The 25,026-nt window shown below is 66.9% G+C and carries 29 protein-coding genes and 1 tRNA gene; 3 read left to right on the top strand and 27 right to left on the bottom strand.

The window, feature by feature from the left end; all coding sequences use genetic code 11:
* The first annotated feature begins 27 nt into the window (after positions 1-27).
* A tRNA-Met gene (locus ACEYYA_RS15295) sits at positions 28-104 on the top strand.
* A gap of 209 nt (positions 105-313) precedes the next feature.
* Here ACEYYA_RS15295 and tnpC read toward each other — a convergent pair.
* The 19 genes from tnpC to ACEYYA_RS15200 all read right to left on the bottom strand — a co-directional run bounded on the left by tnpC (position 314) and on the right by ACEYYA_RS15200 (position 19,406).
* A complete protein-coding gene (gene tnpC / locus ACEYYA_RS15290) occupies positions 314-1,852 on the bottom strand; it encodes an IS66 family transposase (RefSeq protein ID WP_374801784.1) in 1,539 nt (512 codons plus the stop codon).
* 79 nt (positions 1,853-1,931) lie between these two features.
* Positions 1,932-2,285, bottom strand: coding sequence for an IS66 family insertion sequence element accessory protein TnpB (gene tnpB, locus ACEYYA_RS15285; protein WP_374801783.1), 354 nt, complete (start codon positions 2,283-2,285; stop codon positions 1,932-1,934).
* Positions 2,282-2,656, bottom strand: a complete 375-nt coding sequence (tnpA, locus tag ACEYYA_RS15280) for an IS66-like element accessory protein TnpA (protein ID WP_374801782.1) — start codon at positions 2,654-2,656, stop codon at positions 2,282-2,284. The genes tnpB and tnpA overlap by 4 nt, the downstream gene beginning before the upstream one ends.
* A 103-nt stretch (positions 2,657-2,759) precedes the next feature.
* The gene (locus ACEYYA_RS15275) at positions 2,760-3,242 is read right to left on the bottom strand and encodes an Lrp/AsnC family transcriptional regulator (RefSeq protein ID WP_374801781.1); all 483 of its coding nucleotides are present in this window, start codon (positions 3,240-3,242) and stop codon (positions 2,760-2,762) included.
* Positions 3,239-3,958 (bottom strand): sulfate/molybdate ABC transporter ATP-binding protein, encoded by a 720-nt coding sequence (locus tag ACEYYA_RS15270; RefSeq protein ID WP_374801780.1) that lies wholly within the window; start codon positions 3,956-3,958, stop codon positions 3,239-3,241. Before ACEYYA_RS15270 ends, ACEYYA_RS15275 begins: the two co-directional genes overlap by 4 nt.
* Before the next feature lie 11 nt (positions 3,959-3,969).
* The gene (gene cysW / locus ACEYYA_RS15265; RefSeq protein WP_374801779.1) at positions 3,970-4,848 is read right to left on the bottom strand and encodes a sulfate ABC transporter permease subunit CysW; all 879 of its coding nucleotides are present in this window, start codon (positions 4,846-4,848) and stop codon (positions 3,970-3,972) included.
* An 11-nt stretch (positions 4,849-4,859) separates the two neighbouring features.
* Positions 4,860-5,711: a sulfate ABC transporter permease subunit CysT gene (gene cysT, locus ACEYYA_RS15260; RefSeq protein ID WP_374801778.1), complete on the bottom strand. Its 852-nt coding sequence runs from the start codon at positions 5,709-5,711 to the stop codon at positions 4,860-4,862.
* Between the two features lies 1 nt (position 5,712).
* Positions 5,713-6,654, bottom strand: coding sequence for a sulfate ABC transporter substrate-binding protein (locus ACEYYA_RS15255; RefSeq protein WP_374801786.1), 942 nt, complete (start codon positions 6,652-6,654; stop codon positions 5,713-5,715).
* A 350-nt stretch (positions 6,655-7,004) separates the two neighbouring features.
* Positions 7,005-7,469 (bottom strand): RrF2 family transcriptional regulator, encoded by a 465-nt coding sequence (locus tag ACEYYA_RS15250; protein WP_374801777.1) that lies wholly within the window; start codon positions 7,467-7,469, stop codon positions 7,005-7,007.
* Positions 7,470-7,579: 110 nt separating this feature from the next.
* Complete coding sequence (locus ACEYYA_RS15245; protein ID WP_374801776.1) at positions 7,580-7,720, bottom strand: hypothetical protein; 141 nt, start codon at positions 7,718-7,720, stop codon at positions 7,580-7,582.
* A 22-nt stretch (positions 7,721-7,742) separates the two neighbouring features.
* Entirely contained in the window at positions 7,743-7,988 is a 246-nt protein-coding gene (locus ACEYYA_RS15240) for a hypothetical protein (RefSeq protein WP_374801775.1), read from the bottom strand.
* Positions 7,985-8,659: a YcbK family protein gene (locus tag ACEYYA_RS15235; RefSeq protein WP_374801774.1), complete on the bottom strand. Its 675-nt coding sequence runs from the start codon at positions 8,657-8,659 to the stop codon at positions 7,985-7,987. Before ACEYYA_RS15235 ends, ACEYYA_RS15240 begins: the two co-directional genes overlap by 4 nt.
* A 70-nt stretch (positions 8,660-8,729) precedes the next feature.
* Positions 8,730-9,038 (bottom strand): hypothetical protein, encoded by a 309-nt coding sequence (locus tag ACEYYA_RS15230; RefSeq protein WP_374801773.1) that lies wholly within the window; start codon positions 9,036-9,038, stop codon positions 8,730-8,732.
* A 25-nt stretch (positions 9,039-9,063) separates the two neighbouring features.
* Positions 9,064-10,986, bottom strand: a complete 1,923-nt coding sequence (locus ACEYYA_RS15225; RefSeq protein ID WP_374801772.1) for a DUF2793 domain-containing protein — start codon at positions 10,984-10,986, stop codon at positions 9,064-9,066.
* A gap of 11 nt (positions 10,987-10,997) precedes the next feature.
* Positions 10,998-14,996 (bottom strand): baseplate multidomain protein megatron, encoded by a 3,999-nt coding sequence (locus ACEYYA_RS15220; protein WP_374801771.1) that lies wholly within the window; start codon positions 14,994-14,996, stop codon positions 10,998-11,000.
* Between the two features lie 9 nt (positions 14,997-15,005).
* Positions 15,006-15,440 (bottom strand): NlpC/P60 family protein, encoded by a 435-nt coding sequence (locus ACEYYA_RS15215; protein ID WP_374801770.1) that lies wholly within the window; start codon positions 15,438-15,440, stop codon positions 15,006-15,008.
* On the bottom strand, positions 15,437-16,321 hold the full coding sequence (locus ACEYYA_RS15210) for a DUF2163 domain-containing protein (RefSeq protein ID WP_374801769.1): 885 nt from the start codon (positions 16,319-16,321) through the stop codon (positions 15,437-15,439). Before ACEYYA_RS15210 ends, ACEYYA_RS15215 begins: the two co-directional genes overlap by 4 nt.
* Positions 16,318-16,944, bottom strand: a complete 627-nt coding sequence (locus ACEYYA_RS15205) for a phage distal tail protein, Rcc01695 family (RefSeq protein ID WP_374801768.1) — start codon at positions 16,942-16,944, stop codon at positions 16,318-16,320. The genes ACEYYA_RS15210 and ACEYYA_RS15205 overlap by 4 nt, the downstream gene beginning before the upstream one ends.
* Positions 16,944-19,406 (bottom strand): phage tail tape measure C-terminal domain-containing protein, encoded by a 2,463-nt coding sequence (locus ACEYYA_RS15200; protein WP_374801767.1) that lies wholly within the window; start codon positions 19,404-19,406, stop codon positions 16,944-16,946. Before ACEYYA_RS15200 ends, ACEYYA_RS15205 begins: the two co-directional genes overlap by 1 nt.
* 69 nt (positions 19,407-19,475) lie before the next feature.
* On the opposite strand from ACEYYA_RS15200, the gene ACEYYA_RS15195 reads away from it, so the two are divergent.
* Together ACEYYA_RS15195 and ACEYYA_RS15190 are read left to right on the top strand one after the other, a co-directional pair.
* Positions 19,476-19,688: an AbrB/MazE/SpoVT family DNA-binding domain-containing protein gene (locus ACEYYA_RS15195; RefSeq protein ID WP_374801766.1), complete on the top strand. Its 213-nt coding sequence runs from the start codon at positions 19,476-19,478 to the stop codon at positions 19,686-19,688.
* Positions 19,688-20,068: a type II toxin-antitoxin system VapC family toxin gene (locus ACEYYA_RS15190; protein ID WP_374801765.1), complete on the top strand. Its 381-nt coding sequence runs from the start codon at positions 19,688-19,690 to the stop codon at positions 20,066-20,068. The genes ACEYYA_RS15195 and ACEYYA_RS15190 overlap by 1 nt, the downstream gene beginning before the upstream one ends.
* Here the strand turns inward: ACEYYA_RS15190 and ACEYYA_RS15185 are convergent.
* From ACEYYA_RS15185 to ACEYYA_RS15150, 8 genes are all read right to left on the bottom strand, one after another.
* The gene (locus ACEYYA_RS15185) at positions 20,058-20,231 is read right to left on the bottom strand and encodes a DUF7697 family protein (protein ID WP_459349878.1); all 174 of its coding nucleotides are present in this window, start codon (positions 20,229-20,231) and stop codon (positions 20,058-20,060) included. The genes ACEYYA_RS15190 and ACEYYA_RS15185 overlap by 11 nt on opposite strands.
* A gap of 68 nt (positions 20,232-20,299) precedes the next feature.
* Positions 20,300-20,737 (bottom strand): hypothetical protein, encoded by a 438-nt coding sequence (locus ACEYYA_RS15180; protein ID WP_374801763.1) that lies wholly within the window; start codon positions 20,735-20,737, stop codon positions 20,300-20,302.
* 2 nt (positions 20,738-20,739) lie between these two features.
* Positions 20,740-21,678, bottom strand: a complete 939-nt coding sequence (locus tag ACEYYA_RS15175) for a phage tail tube protein (protein ID WP_374801762.1) — start codon at positions 21,676-21,678, stop codon at positions 20,740-20,742.
* Between the two features lie 25 nt (positions 21,679-21,703).
* Entirely contained in the window at positions 21,704-22,126 is a 423-nt protein-coding gene (locus ACEYYA_RS15170; RefSeq protein WP_374801761.1) for an acyl-CoA transferase, read from the bottom strand.
* An 82-nt stretch (positions 22,127-22,208) separates the two neighbouring features.
* Positions 22,209-23,483, bottom strand: coding sequence for a peptidoglycan-binding domain-containing protein (locus ACEYYA_RS15165; RefSeq protein WP_374801760.1), 1,275 nt, complete (start codon positions 23,481-23,483; stop codon positions 22,209-22,211).
* Between the two features lie 150 nt (positions 23,484-23,633).
* Positions 23,634-23,978, bottom strand: a complete 345-nt coding sequence (locus ACEYYA_RS15160; protein WP_374801759.1) for a type II toxin-antitoxin system RelE/ParE family toxin — start codon at positions 23,976-23,978, stop codon at positions 23,634-23,636.
* Positions 23,978-24,235 (bottom strand): type II toxin-antitoxin system ParD family antitoxin, encoded by a 258-nt coding sequence (locus ACEYYA_RS15155; protein WP_374801785.1) that lies wholly within the window; start codon positions 24,233-24,235, stop codon positions 23,978-23,980. Before ACEYYA_RS15155 ends, ACEYYA_RS15160 begins: the two co-directional genes overlap by 1 nt.
* 63 nt (positions 24,236-24,298) lie before the next feature.
* A complete protein-coding gene (locus tag ACEYYA_RS15150; RefSeq protein WP_374801758.1) occupies positions 24,299-24,928 on the bottom strand; it encodes a DUF6441 family protein in 630 nt (209 codons plus the stop codon).
* Between the last annotated feature and the right edge of the window lie 98 nt (positions 24,929-25,026).

The following is a 25,026-nucleotide window of genomic DNA, read 5'->3' as shown; positions in this document are numbered from 1 at the left end:
GCGCAAAAACAAAAATTGCGCCGCTGGCGCGGGGTAGAGCAGCCCGGTAGCTCGTCAGGCTCATAACCTGAAGGTCGCAGGTTCAAATCCTGCCCCCGCAACCAAATCTAACAATAAAACCAAAGACTTAAATGTTGATCGTTTCGCTCGTGTATAAGCAAACGCAAACACCTCAACAACAACTCAACGTTACACGAGGCCCCCTAGAAGGGGGCTTTCTGCGTTCGGGGCGCTGGCGATCACGCCCCGCGATCATCGCACCGGTCCGTCTAGTGATCGCGCGCATGCAGTATCGTCGTAAGCGGTGTCCCGATCACACCGTGGGGTTGTAGTTCCACGGCAGCAGATCGTCGATCTGGCTCTGTTTGTGGCCTCGGACGATGGCGGTGAGTGTTGCGGTCAGCCAAGTGTGCGGGTTCACGCCGTTCATCTTGCAGGTCTCGATGAGCGAGGCGATGACGGCCCAGTTTTCGGCTCCGGCGTCGTGGCCAGCGAACAGGGCGTTCTTGCGGTTCAGGGCGATGGGGCGGATGGTGCGTTCGACGGTGTTGCTGTCGATCTCGATGCGGCCGTCGGTCAGGAAGAGGCCGAGGCCGTCACGGTATCTGGCGATGTAGGCCAGGGCCTCGCCGAGCGGTGATTTGGCCGAGGCGCGGGCGCGGTGGTGGGCCAGCCAGTCGTCGAGACGGGTGAGGATCGGGGTGGAACGGGCGTGCCGTGCCGCCAGCCGGGTGGCGGGGTCGCGGCCTCGGATCTCGGCCTCGATGGCGTAGAGGTCGCGGATGAGGGCCACGCCTTCCTCGGCGATCGGGGCGGGGCCGGTGCGGGTAATCTCGATCAGTTTGCGGCGCGCGTGTGCCCAGCAATGCGCCAGTTGGATGCCAGAGCCGATCCGGTCTGGTGCGATCAGGCGGTTGTATCCGGCATAGCCGTCGACCTGCAGGATTCCGCCAAAGCCCTGCAGTATCCGTTCGGCATGCTGCCCGCCCCGACCGTGGGCATAGGTGAAGGCCACACCCGGAGGCGCCGTGCCGCCCCAGGGTCGGTCATCACGCGCCAGCGCCCAGAAGTATCCGGTTTTGGTCTTTCGTGCCCCCGGATCGAGGACCGGCGCGCGGGTCTCGTCCATGAAGAGCTTGGTGGACCGCTTCAGGTCGGCCATCAGCGCGTCATGGACGGGGCGCAGTTCGAAGGCGGCGCGACCGACCCAGTCGGCAAGGGTCGAGCGGTCGAGGTCAACGCCCTGGCGGCTGTAGATCTGCGCCTGCCGATAGAGCGGCAGATGGTCGGCATACTTGCTCACCAGCACATGCGCGACCGTGGCTTCGGTCGGCAAGCCGCCCGGGATCAGCCGCGCCGGGGCGGGCGCTTGCGCGACACCATCGGTGCAGGACCGGCAGGCATACTTCGGGCGGCGGGTCACGATCACGCGGAACTGGGCCGGGATGATGTCCAGCCGATCCGAGACGTCCTCGCCGATGCAATGCAGGCAGCCACCGCAGGCACAGGTCAGGCTGTCGGGCTCGATCACTTCCTCGATGCGCGGCAGGTGTTTCGGCAGCGATCCGCGATTGGCCGCACGCGGCCTGGCCGGGCGTTTTGCCGCGCGATCCTCGGTATCCTCTTCGGCATGGATCAGCGCGATGGCCGTTTCCAGGTCTTCCAGCGCCAGTTCGAACTGGTCGGGATCGCTCTTCTCCGACCGCCGCCCGAAGGCCGCCTGCCGGAAGGCTGCGACCAGCCTTTCCAGCCGCTCGATCCGTTCATCCTTGCGAAGGTTGCGTTCCTCCGCGGCGATAAGCATCGCCTTCAGCGTCGCAATTTCCTCAAGAAGATCAGTGGTATCCGGCATGAGGCCAGTCTATCAGACCCCCTTCGCCGATGCCTGCGGAAAGTGCCGCCCGAGTCATCCTGCCGCAGCCTTGAACGGCTCATTCCACCGCTTCCGGAACTCGCGCTTCGATGGCCCGGACCCGCCGCCAATCCAATCCGGCAAACAGCGCCTCGAACTGCGCGTGGTTCACCAGCATCAGCCCGTCCGTCACGGCGGGCCAGGTGAAGCTGTGCTCGTCCAGCCGCTTGTAGGCCATCACCAGACCGGTGCCGTCCCAATAAAGCAGCTTCAGACGATCCGCCTTCCTGGCGCGGAACACAAAGACGGTCCCCGTGAAAGGGTCCTTGCGCAGCTCGTTCTTCACCATCGCGGCCAGGCTGTCGTGGCCCTTGCGGAAGTCGATGGGCTTGGTCGCCACCATGATCCGCACCCGGTTCGACGGGAAGATCATGGCCCCGCCGTCAGGGCACGAACGATCGCCGCGATGCGTTCCGCCGACGCGCCCGGTTCCAGCCGGACCGTCACCGCCCCCACCACGATCTCCGGCCCGCCCGTTCCCGAGGAGGGCGTGTCCCCGTCCGGTGGTGCCACGACCATCGCCGCAAACTCCACCGCATCCTGCGGCGCGGGCAACACCAGCTTGCCCTTCCGGGCGAGCGTCCGCCATGACGACAGATGATTGGAACTCAACCCATGACGCCGCGCCACCTCGTCGACAGTCGCCCCCGGCACCAGCGTCTCCGCCACAATCCGCGCCTTCACCTCATCCGGCCATCTCCGACGGCTCCGGCGGTCGCCACCACCAATCGTGAGAACCTCCATTGGAGCACTCATGGAGAACCTCCCTCCCGCACGTCACAGAAGGCTCCAATCCCAGATCACAACGCAGGGCAAAAGGTGGGGTCAGAACAGCGTTTACGTATCGTCATGGCTCTGACGTATTGATCGGCAGAACAGTCGTGACCTTCATGCGCTCCATCGAGAACTTCGATGTGACGTTTCGGCAGGCCAGTCGCTCGGTCAGATCGAGGTAAAGGGCATCATAGCTGGCCATGCCGCTGACGACGACCTTGAGGAGATAGTCGACCTCACCCGCCATCCGATGAACCTCTACGATCTCCGGATACTCATCGACGACCGCGGCAAAGGCTGCCCGCCATTCCGGCGTATGGTCGGCGGCCTCGATTTCGACGAAAACGGTGAGGCCAAGGCCGATGGCGGCGGGGTCCACGATGGCGACGCGGCCGGTGATGACCCCGGCCGCCTCGAGCTTTTGCACGCGCTTCCAGCACGGGGTCTGCGACAAGCCCACGCGTTCCGCCAGTTGCGAGACCGGCAGCGTCGCGTCGCGCATCAGTTCGAACAGGATGCGCCGGTCGATCCGGTCAAGGGAGGGCGCGTCCGTCATGCCGTGATGAACTCCCGCACGAAGGCGGTCTTTGGTCGGGCGCGGATGTCCTCTGGCTTGCCGACCTGTTCGATCCGGCCCATCGACATGACCACGACCAGATCGGCCAGTTCCATCGCCTCGTCCTGATCGTGGGTGACGAAGACGGTGGTCAGGCCTGTCGTGTCGTGAATGTCGCGCAGGCCCTGCCGCAGTTCCTTGCGCACTTTTGCATCCAGCGCGCCAAAGGGTTCATCGAGGAGCAGCATCCGCGGCTCGATGGCCAGCGCACGGGCCAAGGCAACGCGCTGCCGCTGACCGCCCGAGAGCTGGCTTGGGTAGCGCGCGCCGATGTCGGGCAGCTTGATGAGGTCGAGAAGCTTGTTCACACGCCGCGCGATCTCGGCCGCGGGCGGGCGCGTCTTGCGGGGACGGGCGCGCAGGCCATAGGCAATGTTGTCGAACACTGTCATGTGCCGGAAAAGGGCATAGGATTGGAAGACAAAGCCAGCACGGCGCTCCTGCACGGTCAGGCCGGTCGCATCCGACCCGTCGAACAGGACGCGGCCCGCGGAGGGGAATTCAAGCCCGCCCAAGATGCGCAAGAGCGTCGTCTTTCCGGACCCCGACGGCCCGAGCAGAGCCACCAGTGTGCCCGAGGGGATGGAAAGCGACACGGGGTGCAGCGCGGCGGTGGCACCGAATTCCTTGGCAATGTCCTCGATCTCGATGTTCATGGGTCGCTCCATCAATGGCGGTGGGTGGCGGCCAGTTGGTCGGCGTAACGCCATTCCAGGGCCGTCTTGAGTGTCAGGGTGACGAAGGCCAGCAGCGCAAGGAGCGCGGCCATCGTGAAGGCCGCGACCGAGAGGTATTCGTTGTAGAACATCTCGATCATCAGCGGCATGGTGGTGGTCTGGCCTCGGATCTTGCCCGAGACGACCGCGACTGCACCGAACTCGCCCATGGCGCGGGCGTTGCACAAGAGCACGCCATAGAGCAGCGCCCAGCGGATGTTGGGCAAGGTCACGGTCAGGAACGTCCGCCAGCCGCTTGCGCCCAAGGTCAGCGCCGCCTCCTCCTCGGCCCGGCCCTGTTCCAGCATGACGGGGATCAGTTCGCGGGCGACGAAGGGAAAGGTGATGAACAGCGTGGCCAGCACGATGCCCGGCACGGCAAAGACGATGGGAAAGCCGCTGGCCACCAGCCAGGCGCCAAGCGCGGAATTCGCGCCGAACATCAGCACGAACAGGAGGCCCGCCACGACGGGCGAGACCGAGAAGGGCAGGTCGATCAGCGTGATGACCCATGCCTTCCCTCGCCAGTCGAATTTGGTGATCGCCCATGCGGCAGCGATGCCGAAGGCCGCATTCAAGGGCACGACAATGGCCGCGACCGTCAGCGTCAGCCAGATGGCCGATTGAGCATCCGGTTCTGACAAGGACTGCAGGGCAAAGGCCCAGCCACGCCGCAGTGCTTCGTCGAACACCGCGATCAGGGGGGCGAACAGAAGGACCGTCAGCACCGCAAGGCAGAGCGCGATCAGCGCCCATTTCACGACTGCGGGCTCTGTTGTCGCCGGGCGAAATGCGCGGGGGCGGGAAGGGATGGCAATGGTATCGGTCATGGGGTCCTCCCTCACACCGCGCCCATGCGGCGGCGGCTCCAGATCTGGATCAGGTTGATGGCCAGAAGCAGCGTGAACGAGATCGCCAGCATCGCGATGGCGATGGCTACGGCGCCGTCATAGTCGAACTCCTCCAGCCGGATGACGATGAGAAGCGGTGCGATCTCGGTCACGTTCGGCAGGTTGCCCGCGATGAAAATGACCGAGCCGTATTCCCCGACCGACCGCGCGAGTGCGAGCGCGAAGCCAGTCAGCGCGGCGGGTGCCAGCATGGGCAGGATCACATGGGTGATCGTGCGCAGGCGGGAAGCGCCAAGGGTCGCCGATGCTTCTTCGGTCTCGCGGTCGATCTCCTCGATCACCGGCTGCACAGTGCGAACGACGAAGGGCAGACCTACGAAGATCAGCGCGATCCAGATGCCCAGTTCGGTATAGGCGACACGGATTCCGAACGTGTCGCCGATCACCGACCCGAACACGCCGTTCGGCGCATAGATCGCGGTCAATGCGATGCCCGCGACAGCGGTCGGCAGGGCAAAGGGCAGGTCCACCGCGGCGTCGATCAGCCGCTTGCCCGGGAAGCGGTAGCGCACCAGCACCCAGGCCAGCAGCACCCCGAAGACGAGGTTGAACACCGATGCGACAAGCGCCGCGCGGAACGACAGTTCCAGCGCCGACCAGACGCGGGGGCGGTTCACCACCTCCCACATCTCGGCCGTGCCAAAGCCGATGAAGCCGCGCCACAACAGCACGGCCATGGGGATCAGCACGATGACGGACAGCATCGTGACCATGATCCCGAAGGACAGCCCCCACCCCGGCATCGGGGTGGGATTGCGCAGGGAGAAGGCGCGCGCGATCATGTCACTGCGCCTGATAGATCTGGTCGAAGATGCCGCCGTCACCGAAGTGCTCGGGCTGCACCACCGCCCAACCGCCGAAATCGGTGATCGAGAGGCGCTCCACCTCGGGGAAGCGGGCCACATCGGCCGGATCGGCGGCCGATGTATCCCAGGCGCGGTAGTAATGGCGCAGCGCCATGGCCTGTGCCTCGGGGCTGTAGAGCTGTTCGAGATAGGCAGTGGCCAGCGCGCGGTTCGCATCCGTCAGATGGCCATCGACCAGCGCCACGGGCGGTTCGGCCAGCACGGAAATCGACGGCACCACGATGTCGAACTGATCCTCGCCCAGTTCGGCCAGCGCCAGATAGGCCTCGTTCTCCCAGGCAAGCAGCACATCGCCGATGCCGCGCTGTGCAAAGGTCGTCGTCGATCCGCGCGCCCCCGTGTCGAGCACGGGCACGTTGCGGTAAAGCGCACCGACGAATTCGCGCGGGTCGAGCCCGTTGCGCTCCGCATAGCCCCACGCGGCCAGGTAGTTCCACCGCGCCCCGCCCGAGGTCTTCGGGTTCGGTGTGATGACCTGCACGCCCTCGGCGATCAGGTCACCCCAGTCCTCGATGCCCTTGGGGTTACCCTCACGCACCAGGAACACGATGGTCGAGGTATAGGGCGAGGAGTTGTGCGGCAGGCGCGACTGCCAGTCCTCTGGGATCAAGTCGGTGCGCGCCGCGATCTGGTCGATGTCGGACGCCAGCGCCAGCGTGACCACCTGCGCGGCCAGTCCGTCGATCACAGCGCGGGCCTGTGCGCCCGACCCACCATGCGAAGTCTGGATCGTCGGCGCCGGGTTGCCCTGCGCCATCCACCAGTCGGCGAACCAGGCATTGTATTCGCGGTAGAACTCACGCGTCGGGTCGTAGCTGACGTTCAGCAGCGTGTCGGCCTGCGCATGGGGCGCACCCATGGTCAGCCCGCCGAGCCCGATCAGCGCCGCTGCGATCACGGCCTTCCAGCCACGGACCCGCGGGACTTCGCGAGGCGAGGGATGACCTGCAACCTTGCGGCCCCCGGCCTCGATCAGCAGGCGGCCATCGGGCAGCCGTTCGATCAGCGGCCCCTGAGCCTGGACGTGGGGCGAGACGAAAACGGTGTAGATCATGGCATAGCCTCCTGTTCGTGTCAGAGGCGCAGCGCCTCCATGACGATAATCACGACAGAGGTAGTCGAGAAAAGCAATGAAATAATCACGTCAAAGTTTGTCGTGAAAAGAGAGGATCATTCTCTCTCGACATGCTCCGACAGGCGAAACCGGGCTCAGACGCCCAGTTGCCGGGCTGCTTCGGTGGGGTTGGGCGATTCGGCCGGACCGACAAGATCGGCCAAGGTCAGCGAGTCGATCAGAAGCAGATACGACCAGAACACCTGACCAAAGACCTTACGCAGGCGGCAGGTTTCCTCATCCGGGCAGTCATCACAGCGCTGGTACGCGCGGCGCGACAGGCAGGGCAGCGGGGCGATGGGCCCGTCGATCAACCGCATCAACTCGCTCAGCGGCACCTCACGCGGATTCTTGATCAGCACATATCCGCCATGCCGTCCCCGGACCGAGGCGATGAAGCCCGCGTTGCGCACCTCGAGCAGGATGTGCTCCAGAAACCGCTTCGGCGTGCCCGACCGCTTCGCGATCTCCTCGATCCGCAGCGGCTGACCCTCGCCCGCCCTTTCGGCGGCAAGTTCCATCAGGGCCTTCAGGGCATATTTCATTTTCTGCGTGAGCATGGCCTTGAATACGCTTGGTTAGGTCGCGGCTCAACAGAAATCACGCTTAAATCTATCGTGTATGTCTCGGCGAGCCCCGCGTTCGCTCAGGGCCACAACCCACGCGTTCATTACGGTCCTGACCTGCACGCGCGCGCCTGGTCGCGCAGCACGGCATAATCGCTAAGCATCCGCACGATGACGGCCTCTTTCGGCAATGCCTCTACCTCGTCGGCCGCGTCGGCCTGCTCGGCGTCGGTGTACTCGACCAAGGGCGGACATGGCGCGCGGGCGTCAGAACCGCCCGTCGCGCAGGCGCTCAGCCAGAGCATCGCGATCAGGAGGGCGGCGGGCGGCGGCGTCGAGCATCTGGCGGTGGATGGCATCGTTTCTCTCTCGGGCGTCAAGCCGTTCGGCCGCGCGCCCGGCGCGTTCACCGGCACGGCGCAGGTTCATCAGGAACAGCAGGATTGCTGCTGCTGTGAGGACCAGGCCCAGCGCCTTTCGCGCCGGGCCATGAGTCAGAAGCCAGCCGATCACCGCTGGCCCCGTCTCCAGTCGTCGAGCCGAGCGTGGATCGTGACGGCGATCCCGATCAGCGCGATGGCGATCAGCACCCAACGCAGGGTGTCGAGGTAGGGCACCAGCGGCTGGATGGTGGACTGGGTTTCCGCGAGGACGTCCTGCAGAACTTCCACCCCGGCCGCGCCGACGGTGGCCGCGCCTGCCGCACCGCCCCCGCGCAGGGTCCGGCTTTCCGACAGGACTTCGCGCGCGGGTGGCAGTTCCGGCGCGAAGGGCACGGGCCGCACCGGGAAGGGATCGCCCCAGGACCGGGCAGGGCCGAGGTCGATGTGCATGAAACCGGAGCGTGGGTAATAGCCGAAGCCGAGGAACCCGACCGCCCGCGCCGCCGCCTCGAAGGCCGCGGGATCGTGGTTCGACATGGCGATGTCGAAAGCGGTGCCCTGCATGTGCTTCGATGCCGGGGCCCCGCCGACAGCACGATTGTGTTCCGGGCTGCGGTAGGCCGAGCGCACGATCAGCGGCTTGTCCAGCCGGTCGCGCAGGGCCTGCAGCTTGTCCATGGCTTCCGTGTTGATCTTGATCGCACCGGTGCCGCGGCAGGCGATCTCGGCGGCCGAGAAGTTCGGCCAGCGCCAGGTATTGGCGGGCACGTCGCGCCAGTGGGGGTAGGTCAGGGTGGGCATGGTGGATCCTCCAAATGAAAAAACCCGCCTCTTGGGCGGGTGGGGTGTCGGTTGACGAGGTTCGGACGGGTCAGTCGGATCGGCCGCGCTGGAAGGCGTCGAAGAGCATGTCGCGCATCGAACGAATGTCGGTCTCGATCCGGTCGAGGCGGTCGCCGTCGGCCTTGCGGTCCTCGCTGCGCTGCCGGTCGATCCGGTCCCGGTCGGCGATGAGCTCCCGGTCGAGGCGATCCAGCAGGGCCTCGTTGGTGAAGGCCTTGCGCGTGATCGCCGCGATCAGGGCCATGGTGCCGCCGATCAGGGCGGTCAGCGCGGCGGTGATCCCGTGGTCCCGAAAGGCCCGCGCGACCTCACTGGTCAGGGTGGTCTGGTCGTTCATGGTGGTCCTTTCGTGGTCCTGCAGTTCAGAAATCGGTTTCGAGGTAGACCCCGGCGCAGTCGTAGGCGACGGCTGCGGCCGTCGCGCCGGTGTTCATGAAGAGCCGCGGCGACATGAACTGCGTCGCGGCGGGCAGATCTGCGGTGATCTCCTGCTCGAAGATCGCGCCGGAGACCTCGTCGACGACGCGCACCCAGACGGATGACCCATTCGGCGGGGCCGCGATGAACAGGGTCAGCACGCCGCCCGTGGCGATGGCAAAACCCGCTCCCATGTCAGTTAAGGTCGGTGCGCCAGTGCCGTCATTCGTCACGAGCTGCCAGCGAGTGTGCGTTCCGCGCTGGAAGCCGATGCCGGTGCAGTTGATGGCTGCTGCCAATGTCAGGGTGGTGGCCAGCGCTGCGGTCGATCCGTAGAGGCCGAAGAACCCCATCCCGGTCGCCTGCAGTGTCGTCAGCGAAATCCGCGTGACAAAAGTCCAGCCGCCGAGGCCTGCGGCATTGCCGCGCCAGCAGGCCCAGCCAGCGGATCGCTGGTCGGCCACCGAGTCCACGACGGCCGCCGAGGTCAGGCGCCATCGCCGCATGGAGGTCGCAAGGTTCGTCGCGGCCAGTGTAGGTGTCGAAACGGTGCCGACCGAGGTGATCGGCAGGCCTTCGGTCGTGATCGTGGTGCTGACCGAGGGGGACCAGTTGGCGATGCGGTTCACTCCGAAATGAGGCTGGAGCGGGAAGTCCCGCCCCGAGGGGCGCATCACGTCGATCCACGGCGCCCCGGCACGGTTGCGCGCATAAACGGAGGCCTTGCCTGCAGGCGGCGGGGTCGGCGCGGCGCTGAGGCCGGGCAGGACCGTCGGCTGCGGCAGTTCCACCTGGCCGCTGGTGCGGTCGATCCGGATGGCGTCGAAGAAGGCGAACCCGTCCGGGCTGACCTTGAAGCTGAAGTCATCGTTGCCCAAGAGGCCGATCAGCGCGCGCGCTGAAAACCCGGTCTTGAAGGCGAAGGCGGCATCGTTCCCGGCAGCGGCCTTGTTTACTGTGGCTTCGATCCCGGCCCCGCCGTTGTTCAGCAGCACGGCGGGTGTGTTCACCGACAGGCGATTGTAGCTGTCCGCCGTCGCCCCGCCGAGACCGAGCAGCTGCGCGGTCAGGTTCGCCTGCGGCATGCCGACCTGCGTCACCGCATTGGCGAAGGTGACGGTCGGCGTGTTGATGACGGTTGTGCCGCCCGCCCCGGCGGTCGCCGAGCCGATGTTGATGACCGTCGTTGATCCGGACGCGCCGCCCGTGCCGAGGTTCACGGTCTTGGTGACGCCGGTTGTCGTCGCCCCTGTGCCCATCCCATAGGTAGCGGTCGTCGTGGCTGTGCCAATGGTGGCGGAAGCGGCCGAAACGGTGACCGTGCCCGAGGCGGTCAGCGTGCCCGAAAACGTCTTGTTGCCGGTGAAAGTCTGGGTGCCTGCAAGGATCGCCAGTTCCGACGAGGTGTTCGGCAGCGTGAAGCTGCGCGTCGTCCCGGCGCTTACGCCCGCCAGCGAAAAGGTGGCCTTCTTCGTCGGGTCCGCATCGTTCACCAGGCTGAACACGGCGTCCGACACATCGCGCGGCTCGCCCACCACCTCCCAGGCGCTACCGGTCCAGACGAGGAAGATGCCCTCGGCCGCGACCCAGACGAGCCAGCCGGTGCGCGGCACCAGCCGGATCCATGCCCCGTCCACCCAGAAGGCGACGTTCGGGTCCCATCCTGCCCAAAGGCCTGTGGCACCGGCAGCCACCACGTGTCGGTCGCCGTCTGCCGGGCTGGCCGGGGGCGTGGTGCGCGTCCGGTCGAGAACGGAAAGCTGCACCATCGCGTCGAGCAGGCGCAGCGCCTCGTTGTGGGTGACGTGCTTCTGCGCCTGCGCCGCCAGAAGGTAGGGAAGGCCCAGATGGGTCGTGGTATCGGACATGGGAAATTCCGTCAGAACTGGAGGGTCACGATCGCGGGCGTGCCGCGGCCGAGGCGGTTCGAGAACTGGTAGATGCGAAGCGCCAGCGTCTGGCCGGGGCCAAGCGGCGCGCCCCAATCGGCGGTCTGCTGGGCGGCGGTGTAGAGGGCGGAAGTCGTGCTGCTGATCAGCGTGCGCTTGACCGCGGCCCCGTCGAGAATCTGGACGTCATAGCTTTCCAAGTCCTCGGCCAGCGGTACCTCGACCTGTTCCCAGGCATCAGCCACCAGCGCGCGGGATCGGCGCATCCAGCGGATCGTCAGATCGCCCGGGCTGCGCGCCGTGCGCCATGGCTGCTCGACATGGACCGGGGCGAAGGGTACGAGACCCCGGCCGGTCGGCGTGAAGCCCAGCGCGGCGTAGCTGTCATCCATGACAGAACGTGCGGCCGGGCCGACCCGCCAGTTCCACGGCAGGCCGAGGTCAGCCTCGGCGATGGACAGAGAGGCCAAGGTCGCATCCAGCATTACAACCCGCGCTCCGGCAGGGGCGGGATTGCCGATGGCATGTTCCGTTCCGCGCTGGCCACGCAGCAGACGGGTCAGGCGGTACCTGCTTGGCGCGATCAGTTCAGCCTGACCAGCCTGGACGATCTCCCATTGGCCAGCGGCGCTCTCGACCGCCATCGCATTTGCCCCGCCGAACAGCGCGATGTCGGTCACGCTTTCCAGCGTTCCGGAGAGGAGATCGACGACCAGTTGATTGCCGAGATCGAAGCGCGAGGTTGGCCCCGGAAATAAGTCGAAGGCCAGCGTCCCGATCCGCGCTCGAGTGCCGAAGGTGGTCAGGAGGTTGAACCCGTCGGTGGACGCGCTGCGGAACACTGCGATATCAACCGGCCAGGGGCTGGCGTGCGCGGCGATCAAGGGGCGATGGGCGGGCTGGTCCTCGCTGATTTGCGGCAGGTCCAGTATCACCACCTCGGGCGTGCCGAAGACGACGGGGCTCGCGAGCGAGGCCGGGCGGGGATCGCCGGGCGGCAGATCATAGGCTGCGCGGTCCTGACGCACCGCCTCGATCCCGCGTGCCTCAGAGTCGGCGACGGAGACCAGGCGGAATTCCACCTCGCGGCCGTCATGCGCGAGCCGGATCGCATCGGCGGGGTCAAGCGCCAACCGCGAGGGCGGCAGGCGGAAGGTGCCACTTTCCCGGCCGATCCAGGCTTCCATCAGCGTGCGGCGACAGCGGCGTTCGGCCTCCTCGGGCGGGATGGCCATCGGGAAGGACTCGGAAGCGATGCGCGTGGTGTCGACCGTGATGCGGCGGGCCTCGACAAGCGCCGCGTCATAATCTTCATCCGCCCGTGCGACCTGCCACTTCAGGGCTTGGGGCAGTTCGGTCTCCTGGCCGCGCGTCAGCTCAAAAGCCTCGCCTTCCTTGCTGGCCACCAGATCATCGATGGCCAGTGTGGCGACCGAGGCGCGGCCGCGCATGACGAAGCGGATCACGCCCTCGGTCTCGATAGCGTCGAAGCCGAAGTGGCGGGCCAGCGTGGAAATCGACGCGCGGGGGCTTTCCAGTGCGCCGATCACATAGCCTTCGACCGCGCCCCAGAGGCCGGTGACGTCGATGAGGTCGTCCGCAAGCCCAGCGCGCAGGCAGAGATGGCGCACGAGGGCGGCCAGAGATACCGCACCGAGCCGCCCTGTCAGCCAGTGACCGAGCCGCCAGTTCGGACCGTCCGTCCAGATCCCGGTCAGCTGGGGAAAGAACGGATAGGGCCGCGCGTCCCAGGTCCAGGCGGCACATTCGGGGACGTGGACCATCCGGCCGCCGTGGACGGACGACGTCGGGTTGTTCGCGCTCTGACCCCACCAGAGGTAGCTGGCCTCGAGATAGGCACGCTGGATCGCATCGTCGCGCCAGCCGCGCGAGAAGTACGGGGTGAAGCTCTCCGAGGACTTCGGATCGAAGAAGACGTTCGGCTGGTTGGTGCCCCGGTCGATGGCGGGGCAGCCGAGTTCCGTGAACCAGACGGGCTTGGACTGCGGCACCCACGACGTGGGCGTGCCGCTCTCCACCCCGCCCGGCCGGTCGAAATGCGGGTTCGACCACCAGGCGCGCAGATCCTTGTAGCGGAAGACCCAAGGCTTGCCCGCGGCCCCGTCCGTGATGGGCGTCCGGATCTGGGCCGACCGGTCGGCCGCCGAGGCGTAGAACCAGTCGAAACCTTCGCCGCCTGCGATATTGGCCTGCAGGTAACCGCGGTCATGGATGGCGGGCCAGCCTTGCAGGGCGTCGGCGTGGTCGAAGCCATCGCGCCAGTCCGAGAGCGGCATGTAGTTGTCGATGCCGATGAAATCGACATTCGCATCCGACCAGAGCGGGTCGAGATGGAAGAACACATCCCCTGTTCCATCGCCCGGCTGATGGCCGAAGTATTCCGACCAGTCGGAGGCGTAACCGACCTTTGTGCCTGGCCCGAGGACCGCCTTCACGTCTGCCGCCAGCGCCTTGAAGGCGGTGACGGCCGGATAGGAGCTCGCGCTGGAGCGGATCGTGGTCAGCCCGCGCATCTCCGAGCCGATCAGGAATCCGTCGACCCCGCCCGCCACCGCGCAGAGATGGGCGTAGTGCAAGATCATCCGGCGCAGGCCCCAATCGCCCGAGGGACCGGTCCAGCTGACGGTGTCGCCCGAGATCGCAAACTGTGCCGGGGTGGCGGCACCGAAGAAGCTGGAGACCTGCGTCGCGGCACCGGCGGTCTTGTCCACCGTCCCCGCAAAGCCTGCCGCCGGGGAACAGGTGATCCGGCCCCGCCAGGGGAAAGAAGGCTGGCTGGGCGCGGCGGCATTCGCACTGTAGGGGTTCGGCAGCATGTTGCCGGGCGGCACGTCCATCAGCAGGAAGGGATAGAATGTGACGCGCAGGCCGCGCGCCTTCATCTCGCGGATCGCCTGCACCACCGCGAAGTCGGCAGGCGTGCCGCCGTAGACCGGCCGATCCTCGGCGTCACGACTGACCAGATGGGCATTTCCGCGCGCTACGCCGTTGACCGTCCAGACCTCGGGGCTGGTGACCTTCGTCGCCACCTCCACCCCCGGCTTGATCGTGCAGTTCCCCGCCCGCAGATCATTGCCGAACCAGGCGACAACGAGGCTGACGCTCTCGACGGCCGGAGCCATGGCCTGCAGCCGATCGAGCGCCACGACGATGTCAGCCTCATCGGGGAGCGCGTTCAGGTTCTCGGCCGAGGTCGTGCCGCCCGTGGTCTGACCGAAGACCGTCGTCGTCGCCCCGACCGTCTTGCGGACAGCCTCCGTGGCATAGGTGAACTCGCCCGAAGCGGGGATCATGGTCACGGCCTTGACCAGCCCTTCGGCGGTGTCCGGGTCGGCAAGCGGCCTGAACACCTCGAAGGACAGTTGCGGCAGACGGTTGCCGTAGGTGGAAAGTGGCAGTTCCTCGAAGACCAGGTAGGCCGTGCCGCGATAGGCCGGGGTATTGGCGGCCCCCAACTTGGCGGCGATGAACGGGTCTGGCGTCTGGGTCTCGTTCCCCGGATACCAGCGCCAGGTGATGCCGGTCATGTCGAGCGGTTTGCCATCGGCCCAGATGCGGCCGATGCCGGTGATCGGGCCCTCGCAGAGCGCAACCGCGAAGCTGGCATAGTAGAGATATTCGGTCGTCCGGACCCGGCCACCGCCGCCACCCTTGCCGCCGCCTTGCGTCGTGGTCTTCGTCTCCTCGCGGAAATCCGTGGCCCAGATGATGTTGCCGCCGATCCGCATCCGGCCGTAGAGGCGGGGGATGATCGCGCCCTCGGTCGCGGACGTGATCCGCAGGCTGTCGAGGCGCTGACCCTCGATCTTCTGCGCGGGCGCCAGAGACGACACGATCCAGCTGTCGACGACCGAACCGATGGTCGAGCCCATGAAGCCACCGATGGCGTCCCCGGAAAAGCCAAGGATCGCACCGCCAAAGGCCCCGCCGATGGCGGAACCGACAGCGCCGAGGACGAGCGTGGCCATGCGGAAATCTCAGCGTGCAGGGAAGAGGAAAGCGAAGGCGATGCGCCGCCGCCAAGCAGAGGTTAGCGGTTCCTCGATCACGCCCAGCCGTTCATAGGCGTGGAGGAAGGTGTCGGGGCCGGTGAGGATCCCGACATGCTTGGCGATGGCGCGCGGCATCATGCGGAAGAGGATCAGCGCACCGGGTGGGGCATTGGCGGGTTCGATCTGCGGCATCATCCGCCGCGCCCCGTCCGCCAGCACCTCGCGCGGGCCGGTCTCGCCCCAGTCCCGGCTGTAGGGCGGGATCGGGAACGGCTCCGGCCCGACCACGTCGCGCCAAACACCGCGCGCGAGGCCGAGGCAGTCGCAACCGACCCCGCGCAGGCTGGCCTGGTCGTGATAGGGCGTGCCCAGCCAAGATCTCGCGGCGGTGATGACTTGGGCGGGATCGGCGGTCTTCACAGCACCGCCCCATCATGGCCACCGTCCTTCGTCGCATAGCGCAGGACTGCGTCCTGGCCCGGGATGTGCGGGAAGCCTCGGAAGTTGCCGATGTTGGCGAACTTCGCGCTGCAGGTCGCGATCCGCTTGTCGCAGCCCGCGCGTACCACGAACGCATCTGTGGTCATGATCGGGCGCACCGGGGCTTCCAGCAGGGTCAGGATGGCAATGCCGTCAACGAGATCATGCGACAGGACCTCGACCCGCCGACTGGCATTCGCGCCGGTCGACCACTCGACCAGACCGAAGGCAAACTGGCCTGCCGCGAACGTGCCGAGGCCGGAGGCCGTGAAGGTTCGGTCCCGCAGCACATCAATCACCGCGCCGGTGCCCTTGAAGGCCGCAGCCTCGAGGTTCACCCCGCAGCGCACATCGCCCAGCGCGGCATCGCAGCTGGCCTGAAACGCCCGTCCGACGGTCTGGCCGAGGACATGAGCGAGGCTGCGCACCTCCGCCACGAAGGCCAGCCGTCCGCGCCGGATCTGACCGATGGCCCCGCGGCGCAAGAGCACGCGCTGCGCCGGGCTCGCCCAGTTCACCCGCCAGACCTCGACCGCCGCATTGTCCCAGCGGCCGTCGAGGATATCGGTCTCGGTGATCCGGTCGGAGGACAGCACGCCTTGGGCATCCTGCGCGTCGACGGACAGGTCCGACCCTGACCGCACCTCGGAGGCCGTCAGCCCGCTTTCCGGTTCGAACTCGGTGCCGTCGAAGGTGAGGGTCCGGTCGTGGTCGGTGAAGCCGAAGGTCATCCCGTCGGCGCGGGTGATGCGCCAGCACCAGGCCAGAGTTGTGGTGCCTTCTTCTAGATGGGCCTGCAGCGCCGGGTTCAGGGACTTCATGTGCGGATTTCCACAAGGGGGATCGAGGTGATCGACCCGAGGCGTTCGAGATCGAGGGTGACGTCGAGGGCGTCGGTGTCGAAGCGAACGGGGACGTCGAATTCGAAGCCTGCAGTGATGGCGACGCCCGCTGCGGGCGCGGTTGTGAAGGTCACCAAGCCTGTCGCGGTGGAAACCGACCAGCCGGAGGCTTGCGTCGCGCCATTCAGGGCGATGCTGACGGTCCCGGCGACGGGCTTGGTGATGGTGCGGCTCCAGGACTGCGCGCCGGAGGTGTAGCGCTTGGTGAGTTGGAAAAGGGTGGCCGCCCCGTTGCCGGTGCCAATCGGCTGGTTGGTCGGGCCGGGCGTTTGGGATGGCAGGCAGGACTTGAAGTCGGCCCAGTCCTTGAAGCGGAAGCCATGCAGGCGGCCGTTCCTCGCCTCGAAGAAGGCGACCACCGCCGCCAGATCGTCAGCGCGGCGGATGCCGTAGGCGACGTCGTAGCGGCGGCGGCTGTTGGTCCAGCTGGCGTTGCGTTCCTCGGCCCCGCTCGCCAGTTCGACGATCTGTGTGCGGCGTTCGGGGCCGCCGCGCGCACCGGCGCTGACGGCGTCCGGAAACCGGACCTCGTGAAACGCCATCACATCCCCCTTCGCCCGAGCGACACGGCGCGGGCGATGTCGCTCGCGACCTGCGTGCGGGACTGGCGGAAGCTCTCGGCGTCGCGGGCATTGATGGTGACATTGACGGTCGAGGCGCTGGCCGGGCCGTACCCTGCCGCCTCCCGTCGCGAGAGGACGCGCTCCCCGCGTTGCAGGATCGCGGGCACCTCATCGGGCCGCAGCCCGGCCCAGCCCCCGTTGTGCATGCGAGGGGCATTGGCGAAGGCCAGCGCCGGGACCATCCGGCCGGGACCGGGGGCGCCGACCATCCCGCCCGTGTGCATGATGTTCGCGAAAATCCCACCCGCGCCACCCAGCGCGCCGGAAAGGGCATTGGCGATGGGGCCGAGGATGAAGCGCCGGGCAGCGAGCTTCGCCAGATCAGCGATCATCGAGGTGACCAGATCCCGGAAGTCGAGCTTGCCGGTCTTCACGAAGTCGCCGATGGCGTTCTCGGCGCTCTGGAAGGCCCCGACCAGCGCGCTACCGACGTCCCCGCCAATGTCGCGCGCCTTCGCGGCGTAGTCGGCGAGTGCGGCGGTGACGGCTTGCCAGCCCGTGAGGGCGGTGTCCGCGCCTTCGGCTACAGCCGCCCCCGCGTCGCGTGCAGCGCCGCCAGCACCCTCGGCGGCGGTGGCGGTGTCATTCAGCCCGGCCGTGAGGGCATCTGCTGACGCAGCTGCATCCGCCAGCGCTGTCTCGGCCTCGGTCCCCGTGCCTGTCACGGCATCCTTCAGCGCCTGCCAGGTGGCCAGCGGCCGACCGGCAGCGTCAGCCAGCATCCTGGCCGCCTCGCGATATCCATCGGCACGGGCGCGGGCGTCGTCGGCCATGGCCCCGAGGCCGAGGTCAGGCGGTTCGAGATACGTCCGCGATAACGCGGCCGAGAAGGCGTCCGCGGCAGCTGCACCGGCAGCAGTCGCGGCCCCCTCGAAGGGGTTGCCGATGCGGCCCAGTTCCACCGGGTCAAGGATACCAATCTGGACGCCACCCTCGCCGGTGGCCCATTCCGGCAACAACGCCAGCGCCGCGTTCAACGTCTCGATGAAGCTGTTGATCCGGGTGACGACGCCGTTCAGCATCGCCTCGACGCCAGAGATCAGCCCGTTCGCCGCCTGGAAGGCGAAGTCACCGATGGCTCCCGGCAGGCTACCCCAGATCGCCACCGCAGCGTCGTATGCGCCCTGGAAGATGGCGGCCGTCCTGTCGCCGAAGCTGATGACGCCCGCGATGGTGCCTTCCAGCGCCGAGAGGCCCGCCGCCTTCAGCCCCTCCCATCCGGCCGCCATGCGCGCCAGCGCCGCGTCCAGCGACAGGCCGATCCGCGACCAGACTTCGCGGGCCAGATCGCCGAGCAGGCGAAACGCCTCGCCCACGCCGCCGACCCGGGCTACCAGCTGCGAGAACTGATAGACCAGCTCGCCCGCGCCGACGATCAGCGCACCGATGCCGGTGCGGATCAGGGCGCCGCGCAGGAACACCAGCGCGGTGGCGAGGCCGCGCACGGACAGGGCCGCTGCGGCCATGCCAGCGACCCAGCGCCCGGCCATGACGGCAGCGAAGGTTACGGCATAGGACGCCAGCCTCCCGAGGTTGCCGATCAGCGTGTCAATGGCCGAGCGCAGAATGCCGCCGTCGGAGGCAAGGGCCACGAATGCATTGGCCAGCGCCTCGATGGTCGGGGCGACGGAGACGGCGATCCGGTTGCGCAACCCGTCGAAGACCAGAGAGACCGTGCCCAGCGCCAGCTGCGTGCGGCGCAGGGCTTCGAGGGCATCACGGTCCAGCACTGCGCCAAGGTCCGATGCCTGATCGCCGAGCCGCGCCATCTCCGCCCCGCCGTTCCGCAGGAGCGGCAGAAGTCGCGTGGCGTCCGAGGCCATGGCCTCGAGATAGAAGGTCATCTCCTGCTGGCTAAGACCCGCCCGCTCCAGCGTGTCGACGTAAAGTTGCAGTGCCTCCGGTCCCGACAGCCGTGCGAACTGGTCAGCGGTGACACCGACCCTCGGGGCCACGTTCTCGAAGAAATCCGCCATCGGCCCGCCGCCGGTCTGGAGGAAGTCCCCGACCCGGTCGTTCACGTCCTTCAGGATGTCGGCCAGTTTCTCCTGTTCGATGCCAACGGTGCGCGCGCCAGCCGACCAGCGCTGCAGGGCCTCGGGCGTGGCATTCGCGACCTGCGCGAATTGCCGGATCTGCGCGGCGCTCTCGGCCGTGGACCGCACGATCAGCCCGAGCGAGGCGGTGGCCGCTGCGGCTGCGGCCCCGAGGGCAAGACCGGCCCGGCGCGCGAAAGCGGCCAGACTGGTGTTCGCCAGTTCCATTTCCCGCGACAGGCGGCCGAAGCCGCGGGCACCGGCCTCGCCTACTCCTTCCAGTTCCGCGCGCACGCGGCGTCCGCCCTCGGCCACGAGGCGGACGGAGACCTTTTTCTCAGCCATTGCAGCATGCCTTGCATTTTCGGGCACCCGTTCTTACTTTGGGCTCATCGATCATGGAGGCGTATGATCATGTCCGAGACCGCGACCCTGTCCTCGAAGTTCCAGATCTCGATCCCCAAGGCGATCCGGGCCGCCCAACATTGGGAAGCCGGGCTGACCTTCGCCTTCATTCCGAAGGGGACGGGCGTCCTGCTGGTCCCTGTTCCAAAGCGCGACGCCTTGAAGGGCCTCGCACGCGGGGCCTCGGCAACCGATTACCGTGACCGGACAGACCGATTCTGATGATGCTCGTCGACACATCCGCATGGATCGAATGGCTGATCGGCTCGGCCACCGGCGACCGGCTGGCGGAACATCTGCCGGATCAGGCCGACTGGCTGGTGCCGACCATCGTGCAACTGGAACTCGCCAAATGGCTGACCCGTGAGGTCGGCGATGACAAGGCGGACCAGGTGATCGCTTTCACGCAGGTTTGTCAGGTGATCCCGCTCGATACCGAGATTGCCTTGGAGGCGGCCGAGGCTTGCCGCACGCACAAGCTTGCGACGGCAGACGCCATCGTATTCGCCACGGCGCGTGTGCGGGGGGCGACCCTCCTGACCTGCGACGGTCATTTTGAAGGTCTGCCCGGTGTGAGGCTGGTCCCAAAGGTCAAGGCCTGACCCCTGATCCTTCGGCATTTGCCATCTGCTCGTTCAGTTTGCGCACCATCACCGACTCGATCTCGGGCAGCAGTTCGGCAGCGATCAGGGCATTGACGCCCAGCGCCTGCGCCAATGACAGCGCCGCGCCCATGTCCCATCCGATGACGGCGCCGGGCGCGATGCGCAGTTGGCCGCCAAGGCGCTGGGTCAGGTCCCAGACCTGCCAGCCCTCGACCGTCTGCGGCCGGTTCAGTCTTGCGGGGCAGTCGGGGCAGGGGCCCGCGCAGGCCGCGCAGTAGCCGTCGCCCCCGCCGAAGGACCAGTCGGCGAGGGCGCGAAGCCGTTTTTTTCCTGATCCAGCATCAGGCCGCGGGCGACGTATTGCGCCTGGAAGGCCTCGAACACCGGCCAGATTTCCAAGAGGGCGTCGATCCCGGCCGGGCTGACCGGGACGAGGTTGCCTGCTTCGTCGCCGACACCTTCCCATTCCAGCACGGCGCGGCGCGCGACGGCCTTGGCCATTGCCAGCGCCATGTCCTCCTGGCTGGATGCCTCCGAAAGGTCGTCGATGGTCGGATCGGCGCGGGCGGAGACCATCAGCGCGGTGGTCAGAGGGGCCACAAGGACGCGCAGGCCGGGCAGGAGGTCCAGCCATTCGGGCCGGTTCGACAGGTTCAGGCGGATCATGATCAGTATCCCGTGACGCTGTTGACGAGGACGGCGGTGCACATGCGGGCGGGGCTGGTGGCCTTGGCGGCCTGCCAGTCGAAACTGGCCTGAATGCCCTGGGGCCCGGGGATCTCGATCCGCGGGACGGGGAGGTAGACGGCGTGGGCCGTGAAGGTGAAGCTGGCGTTCGCCCCGAGGCTGTGGGCGAACTCGAGCTCGCAGGGCGTGCCGTCGATGGATTGGGTCACCAGCGCGGAGTCTGCGAACCGCACCTCGATCCGGCCTGTGAGAGCCGCCATGCCGGGATCGGCGCCCTCGATCTTGCCGTCGTTGCGGATGGTTTCGATCCGGTCGAGGCCGTTGGCATAGGTGATCTCGGCCGAGACGACATTGCCGAGCGTCGTGCCGTTGCGCTTCACCACACCGTTGAAATGGCCGAAGCGCTGCAGGCCCAGTGCGGTCGGGGTGCCAGCGGCCGTAGCGGCTGCGATGGCTTCGCCCTGTGCGATCAGCCGGGCGGTTGCGGTCAGGAGGCCGGATCGGCTCATCTGCCAAGACAGTTGGTCCATGACGCATCCCGCATACATCGCGAACCGCGGCACCTCGGGCATGGCGACCTCGATGGCCATGGAGGGCAGCGTCCAGTTCCCCGACTGGAAGGTGTGGGTCTTGGGCGTAGTTCCAGTCGTGGTCGGTGCGCCGAAAGCCGCCTTCAGCCAGAAGCCGAAGGCCTCCACATCGATCGGCACCACCACCTCGCCATCGGCGGTGACCGCGTCCTTGATCGGGGCCAGCGGATCGCGGCCGTAGCCGAGCAGTTCGGAATTCAACAGCGGCTGCTCCGCGCCCAGCGTGGTGCGGGCAAACGGCATCAGCCGATAGCCGTTGGCGGGCGGGGTGCCGTAGACGGTTTCGAACGCAAGCGCCATCTGCGCCCGCGCGCCGTGTGCGCGTGCCATGGAGGTCTCCTGAATGTTGGGGGTGTCAGGCCAGAGGGCCGGTGGTGGAGTAGTGCAGCACGACGGTGATGACCGCCGCCTTCAGCGCCGCCGCGCCCTCGACCGGCAGGTCGACCGAGGCGGGGGCCTCGGGTTCAACCCAGTCGCAGAGCCCGCCGAGCGTCCGGTCCGCTTCCAGCGCACCGCCGATAGCGGCGATCAGGTCGTCGAAGGCACTGGCCCGACCGGAGCCCGCCTGGACGATGGCCTCCAGCTCGGCCCGGTGCTGATAGTGAAAGCGCAGGGGCGACAGGGTCACCTCCGGCTCTCCCGGCTGGCCATCGCGCAGGATGATCAACCCAGCCACCGGGATCCGCTCGGGCAGGACCTCGTCGCGCAGGGTGAGGGCGGCAAGCGGCTGCAGCCGCGCATGCAGCGCGGCAAGGACGGTTTCGCGGGTGGTGGGCATGATCAAGCCATCGGGAGCGCCGAAAGTCGGCAGGATTGAAGAGTCGCGACGTTAGTTTCTGTCCTGCCCGCCTAACCGTTCGTCACTGACGGACGCCGAGCCTTTCGAGGGTTGCCCGGTCAGGCGCGCCGGTTTCGGGTAGTCCGACCGATGCCTGATAGGCGCGCATGGCCCTCTGGGAGGCTGGGCCCCATTGTCCATCCGGCGTGCCCACATCAAAACCTCCGGCATTCAGGAGGGTCTGAATGGCCCGGTAGTCGTCTGCGGAAAGCGACAGCGTGGTCCATCCGCATGCCACGGCGACTTCCTCGAAGGCATCCTGCGCTCCCGCGAGTTCGAAAAGCGCATCATGCTGCTGGCCGTTTGACTCGACCAGCCGGATGAACAGGCGCTCGGCATCGTAGATCGACCGGATGAACGTCTCTGCATCCCGCCCGAACAGACCCGCCCCTTTGTTGGAGGTGAGACTGCTCCAGCGAGACTGCTGCGACGGCTGGTCATCGATGCGCAGCGTCATTTCGAACGAATTCCGGCGGTAGTCGTTCATCAGGAAATCGTCCTGCACGAAGACGAATGCCGTTTCGCCTTCGATGCAGCGCGCCACAAGGGCGGTCTGGCCCATGAAGTTGTTCGGCTGGAACTGCGAATGGTTCAGCGCGACGATCTGCGGACTGTCGTCCACCGCCGCCCGGCTCGATTCAATCGTCCACCAGCCGGAAATCCGGTGCCCATCCCGATTGGCCTGCTCGAATGGCGCGAGCGTATAGTCGATGGCCGGAAACCTCGCATCCGCCCACGCGACGGTTTGTGCCGCACCCTCCGGCGGCGTCGCCGGGTCAGCCGCGGGCGCTGCGGCCGGAGCGGCTGCCGAAGGCTGAGCGACCATCACAGGGAAAGCGATGCCGTATTTCGCCTGCAGATACCCCATCTGCAGTTGCGCCAGCGTGAGGCGTTCGGTTTCTGCGCGGCTGAGCGCAAGGGCCTGAATCAGCCCGCCGCCGGTTGCAGCTTCGCGTTCCGCCTCTTCGATACGCTGTTGAACCGCGGCCATTTCACCGAGGATCTGCGCCGCACGCGCTTCGTCAGGCTGAACAGCCGGTACTGTCACTTCGACAATCGCACCACCCGCTTCCGCGTTGATCCGGTTTTCGATGAGTGTCTTGGCGAGAAGAAGCGCCTCACGGCGTGCTTCGATTAGGGTCAGGATCAGGCCGCCGTCGTAGCGCGCGGCTTGCGCGTCGATCTCGGTCAGCTGCCGTTCGATATCTGCCAATTCCGTGGAAAAGGAGGTTTCTTGCGCGAAGGCCGGAAGGACCGCGGCGAGGGAAATGGCAAAGACGAACGGTTTCAACGACATTGGCAGCTCCGAAATCTGGTCACTTTCGGAATCAGGCTAACGAAGCAGATTTCAACCATCAAGCGAACTTGGCGGTTCAGGTATACGTCCCTGTCCAAATTTGTCACCCACCCCGCCGTGATGCGTTCCTTTACCGGGATCATGCCCGGGTCAGTGGTCCCCGCCGCCTTTCGGCAGCGGCAGGTTGGCCAGCCGTCGCGGCAGGTCGGCGCGGCTGTGCAAGAAATCGATGATGACCACCTGCTCGATCTCCTCGACGAACACCACGAAATGCTGGCCTGCCCGCGCGAAGCGCAGGTCCTCGGCCAAGGTGGGGTCGATGAGCCGACGGCAATCCTGTGACAGGGCGGTGCCCGCAGCGATCTCGCGACAGGTGGAGATCAGGTCATCCTCATACGCCGCCGCCTGTCGTGGGCCGAAGGTCTCGATGGTCCAGCTGGCAATCTCGATCAGCGAGGCCTCCGCCTGCCTTGTAAGACGCCAGGGTTTCGGCATCAGGTATCTGCACGCGCAGCGGCAAAGGCCCGACGGATGGCATCTTCGCCACTGCCCTCGGCCAGATCACCACGCCTAGCCTGTTCGAGCCCGGCCGTAAGACGGCTGCGCAACGCGCCAAGTTCCGCCTCTTCGCGCTCGAGAAGGCGCAGCCCGGCCCGCAGGGCCTCCGAGGCGTTCTGATAGCGCCCGGATGCTACCAGGCGGTCGACGAGGTCGGATTGCGTTTCGGTCAGGACGACGTTTCTGGTGGCCATGGGAGTCTCCATGCGGATCATTGGCAATATATGCCAATGGGTCTGCCGTGTCGACACGCCCCGTCATGATCGTGTTTCAACCCACCCTGCAACTATCCGTCCCGGCACGGCGTCGATGGCCCGCTCGGCATCGCGCGCCAGATCGAGCCTCTTGCGCAGCTTGACCTGCGGCACGAGAAGGAAGATCGGTACCGTGGTCAGCCCGCGGCCGGTTTTCGCGCGGGATGCCACCGCGCGGCCTTTCGAATTCAGCCGTCCTTCGGCCACCAGCAGGCTGGGCCCGCGGCGCCGGTAGATGAACCGCAACTGCAGCCCCGAGCGGCGTTCCCACTCGCCGGGGGTGATGCGGCTACCGCGGGTGGATTTCCCGGCGGCGGGGGTGGGGATCGCCAGCCAGAACCCGTTCCGTGACCGGATCATCGGCCCCGTGTCATGCGCGCCGACGATCACCGGGGCGTTCGACCAGACCAGCGCCGCGGCGTTCAGGCTCTCACCGCCCTTCGGATAGGTCGCGAGTCTGATCGAGTTGCCAAGCCGGGTACCCAGTCCCGCGCCGGTGATCTGGCCGCGCCAGGCGGATCTGAGCTCCGTGCCCGCCTCGCGCATGGCGGTGGTGACGGCCTTTTCGCCTGCGGCGATTTCCGCCTGCATCAGGGCGACGATGTCAGGATCGATGGTGAGCTTCAGTTTCATCGTGTCACGCTGGGCGGAGATCTAGGGTCAGGACTCGTTCTCGTTTCATAGCCAGAACATGACGGTTGCGGCGAGTGCGACGGCGGAGAGGAAGACCT

Origin of the sequence: Paracoccus zhouxuedongae (genome assembly GCF_041927815.1) — a bacterium.
GTDB lineage: Bacteria > Pseudomonadota > Alphaproteobacteria > Rhodobacterales > Rhodobacteraceae > Paracoccus.
This window is presented reverse-complemented; position numbering and strand designations above follow the sequence as displayed.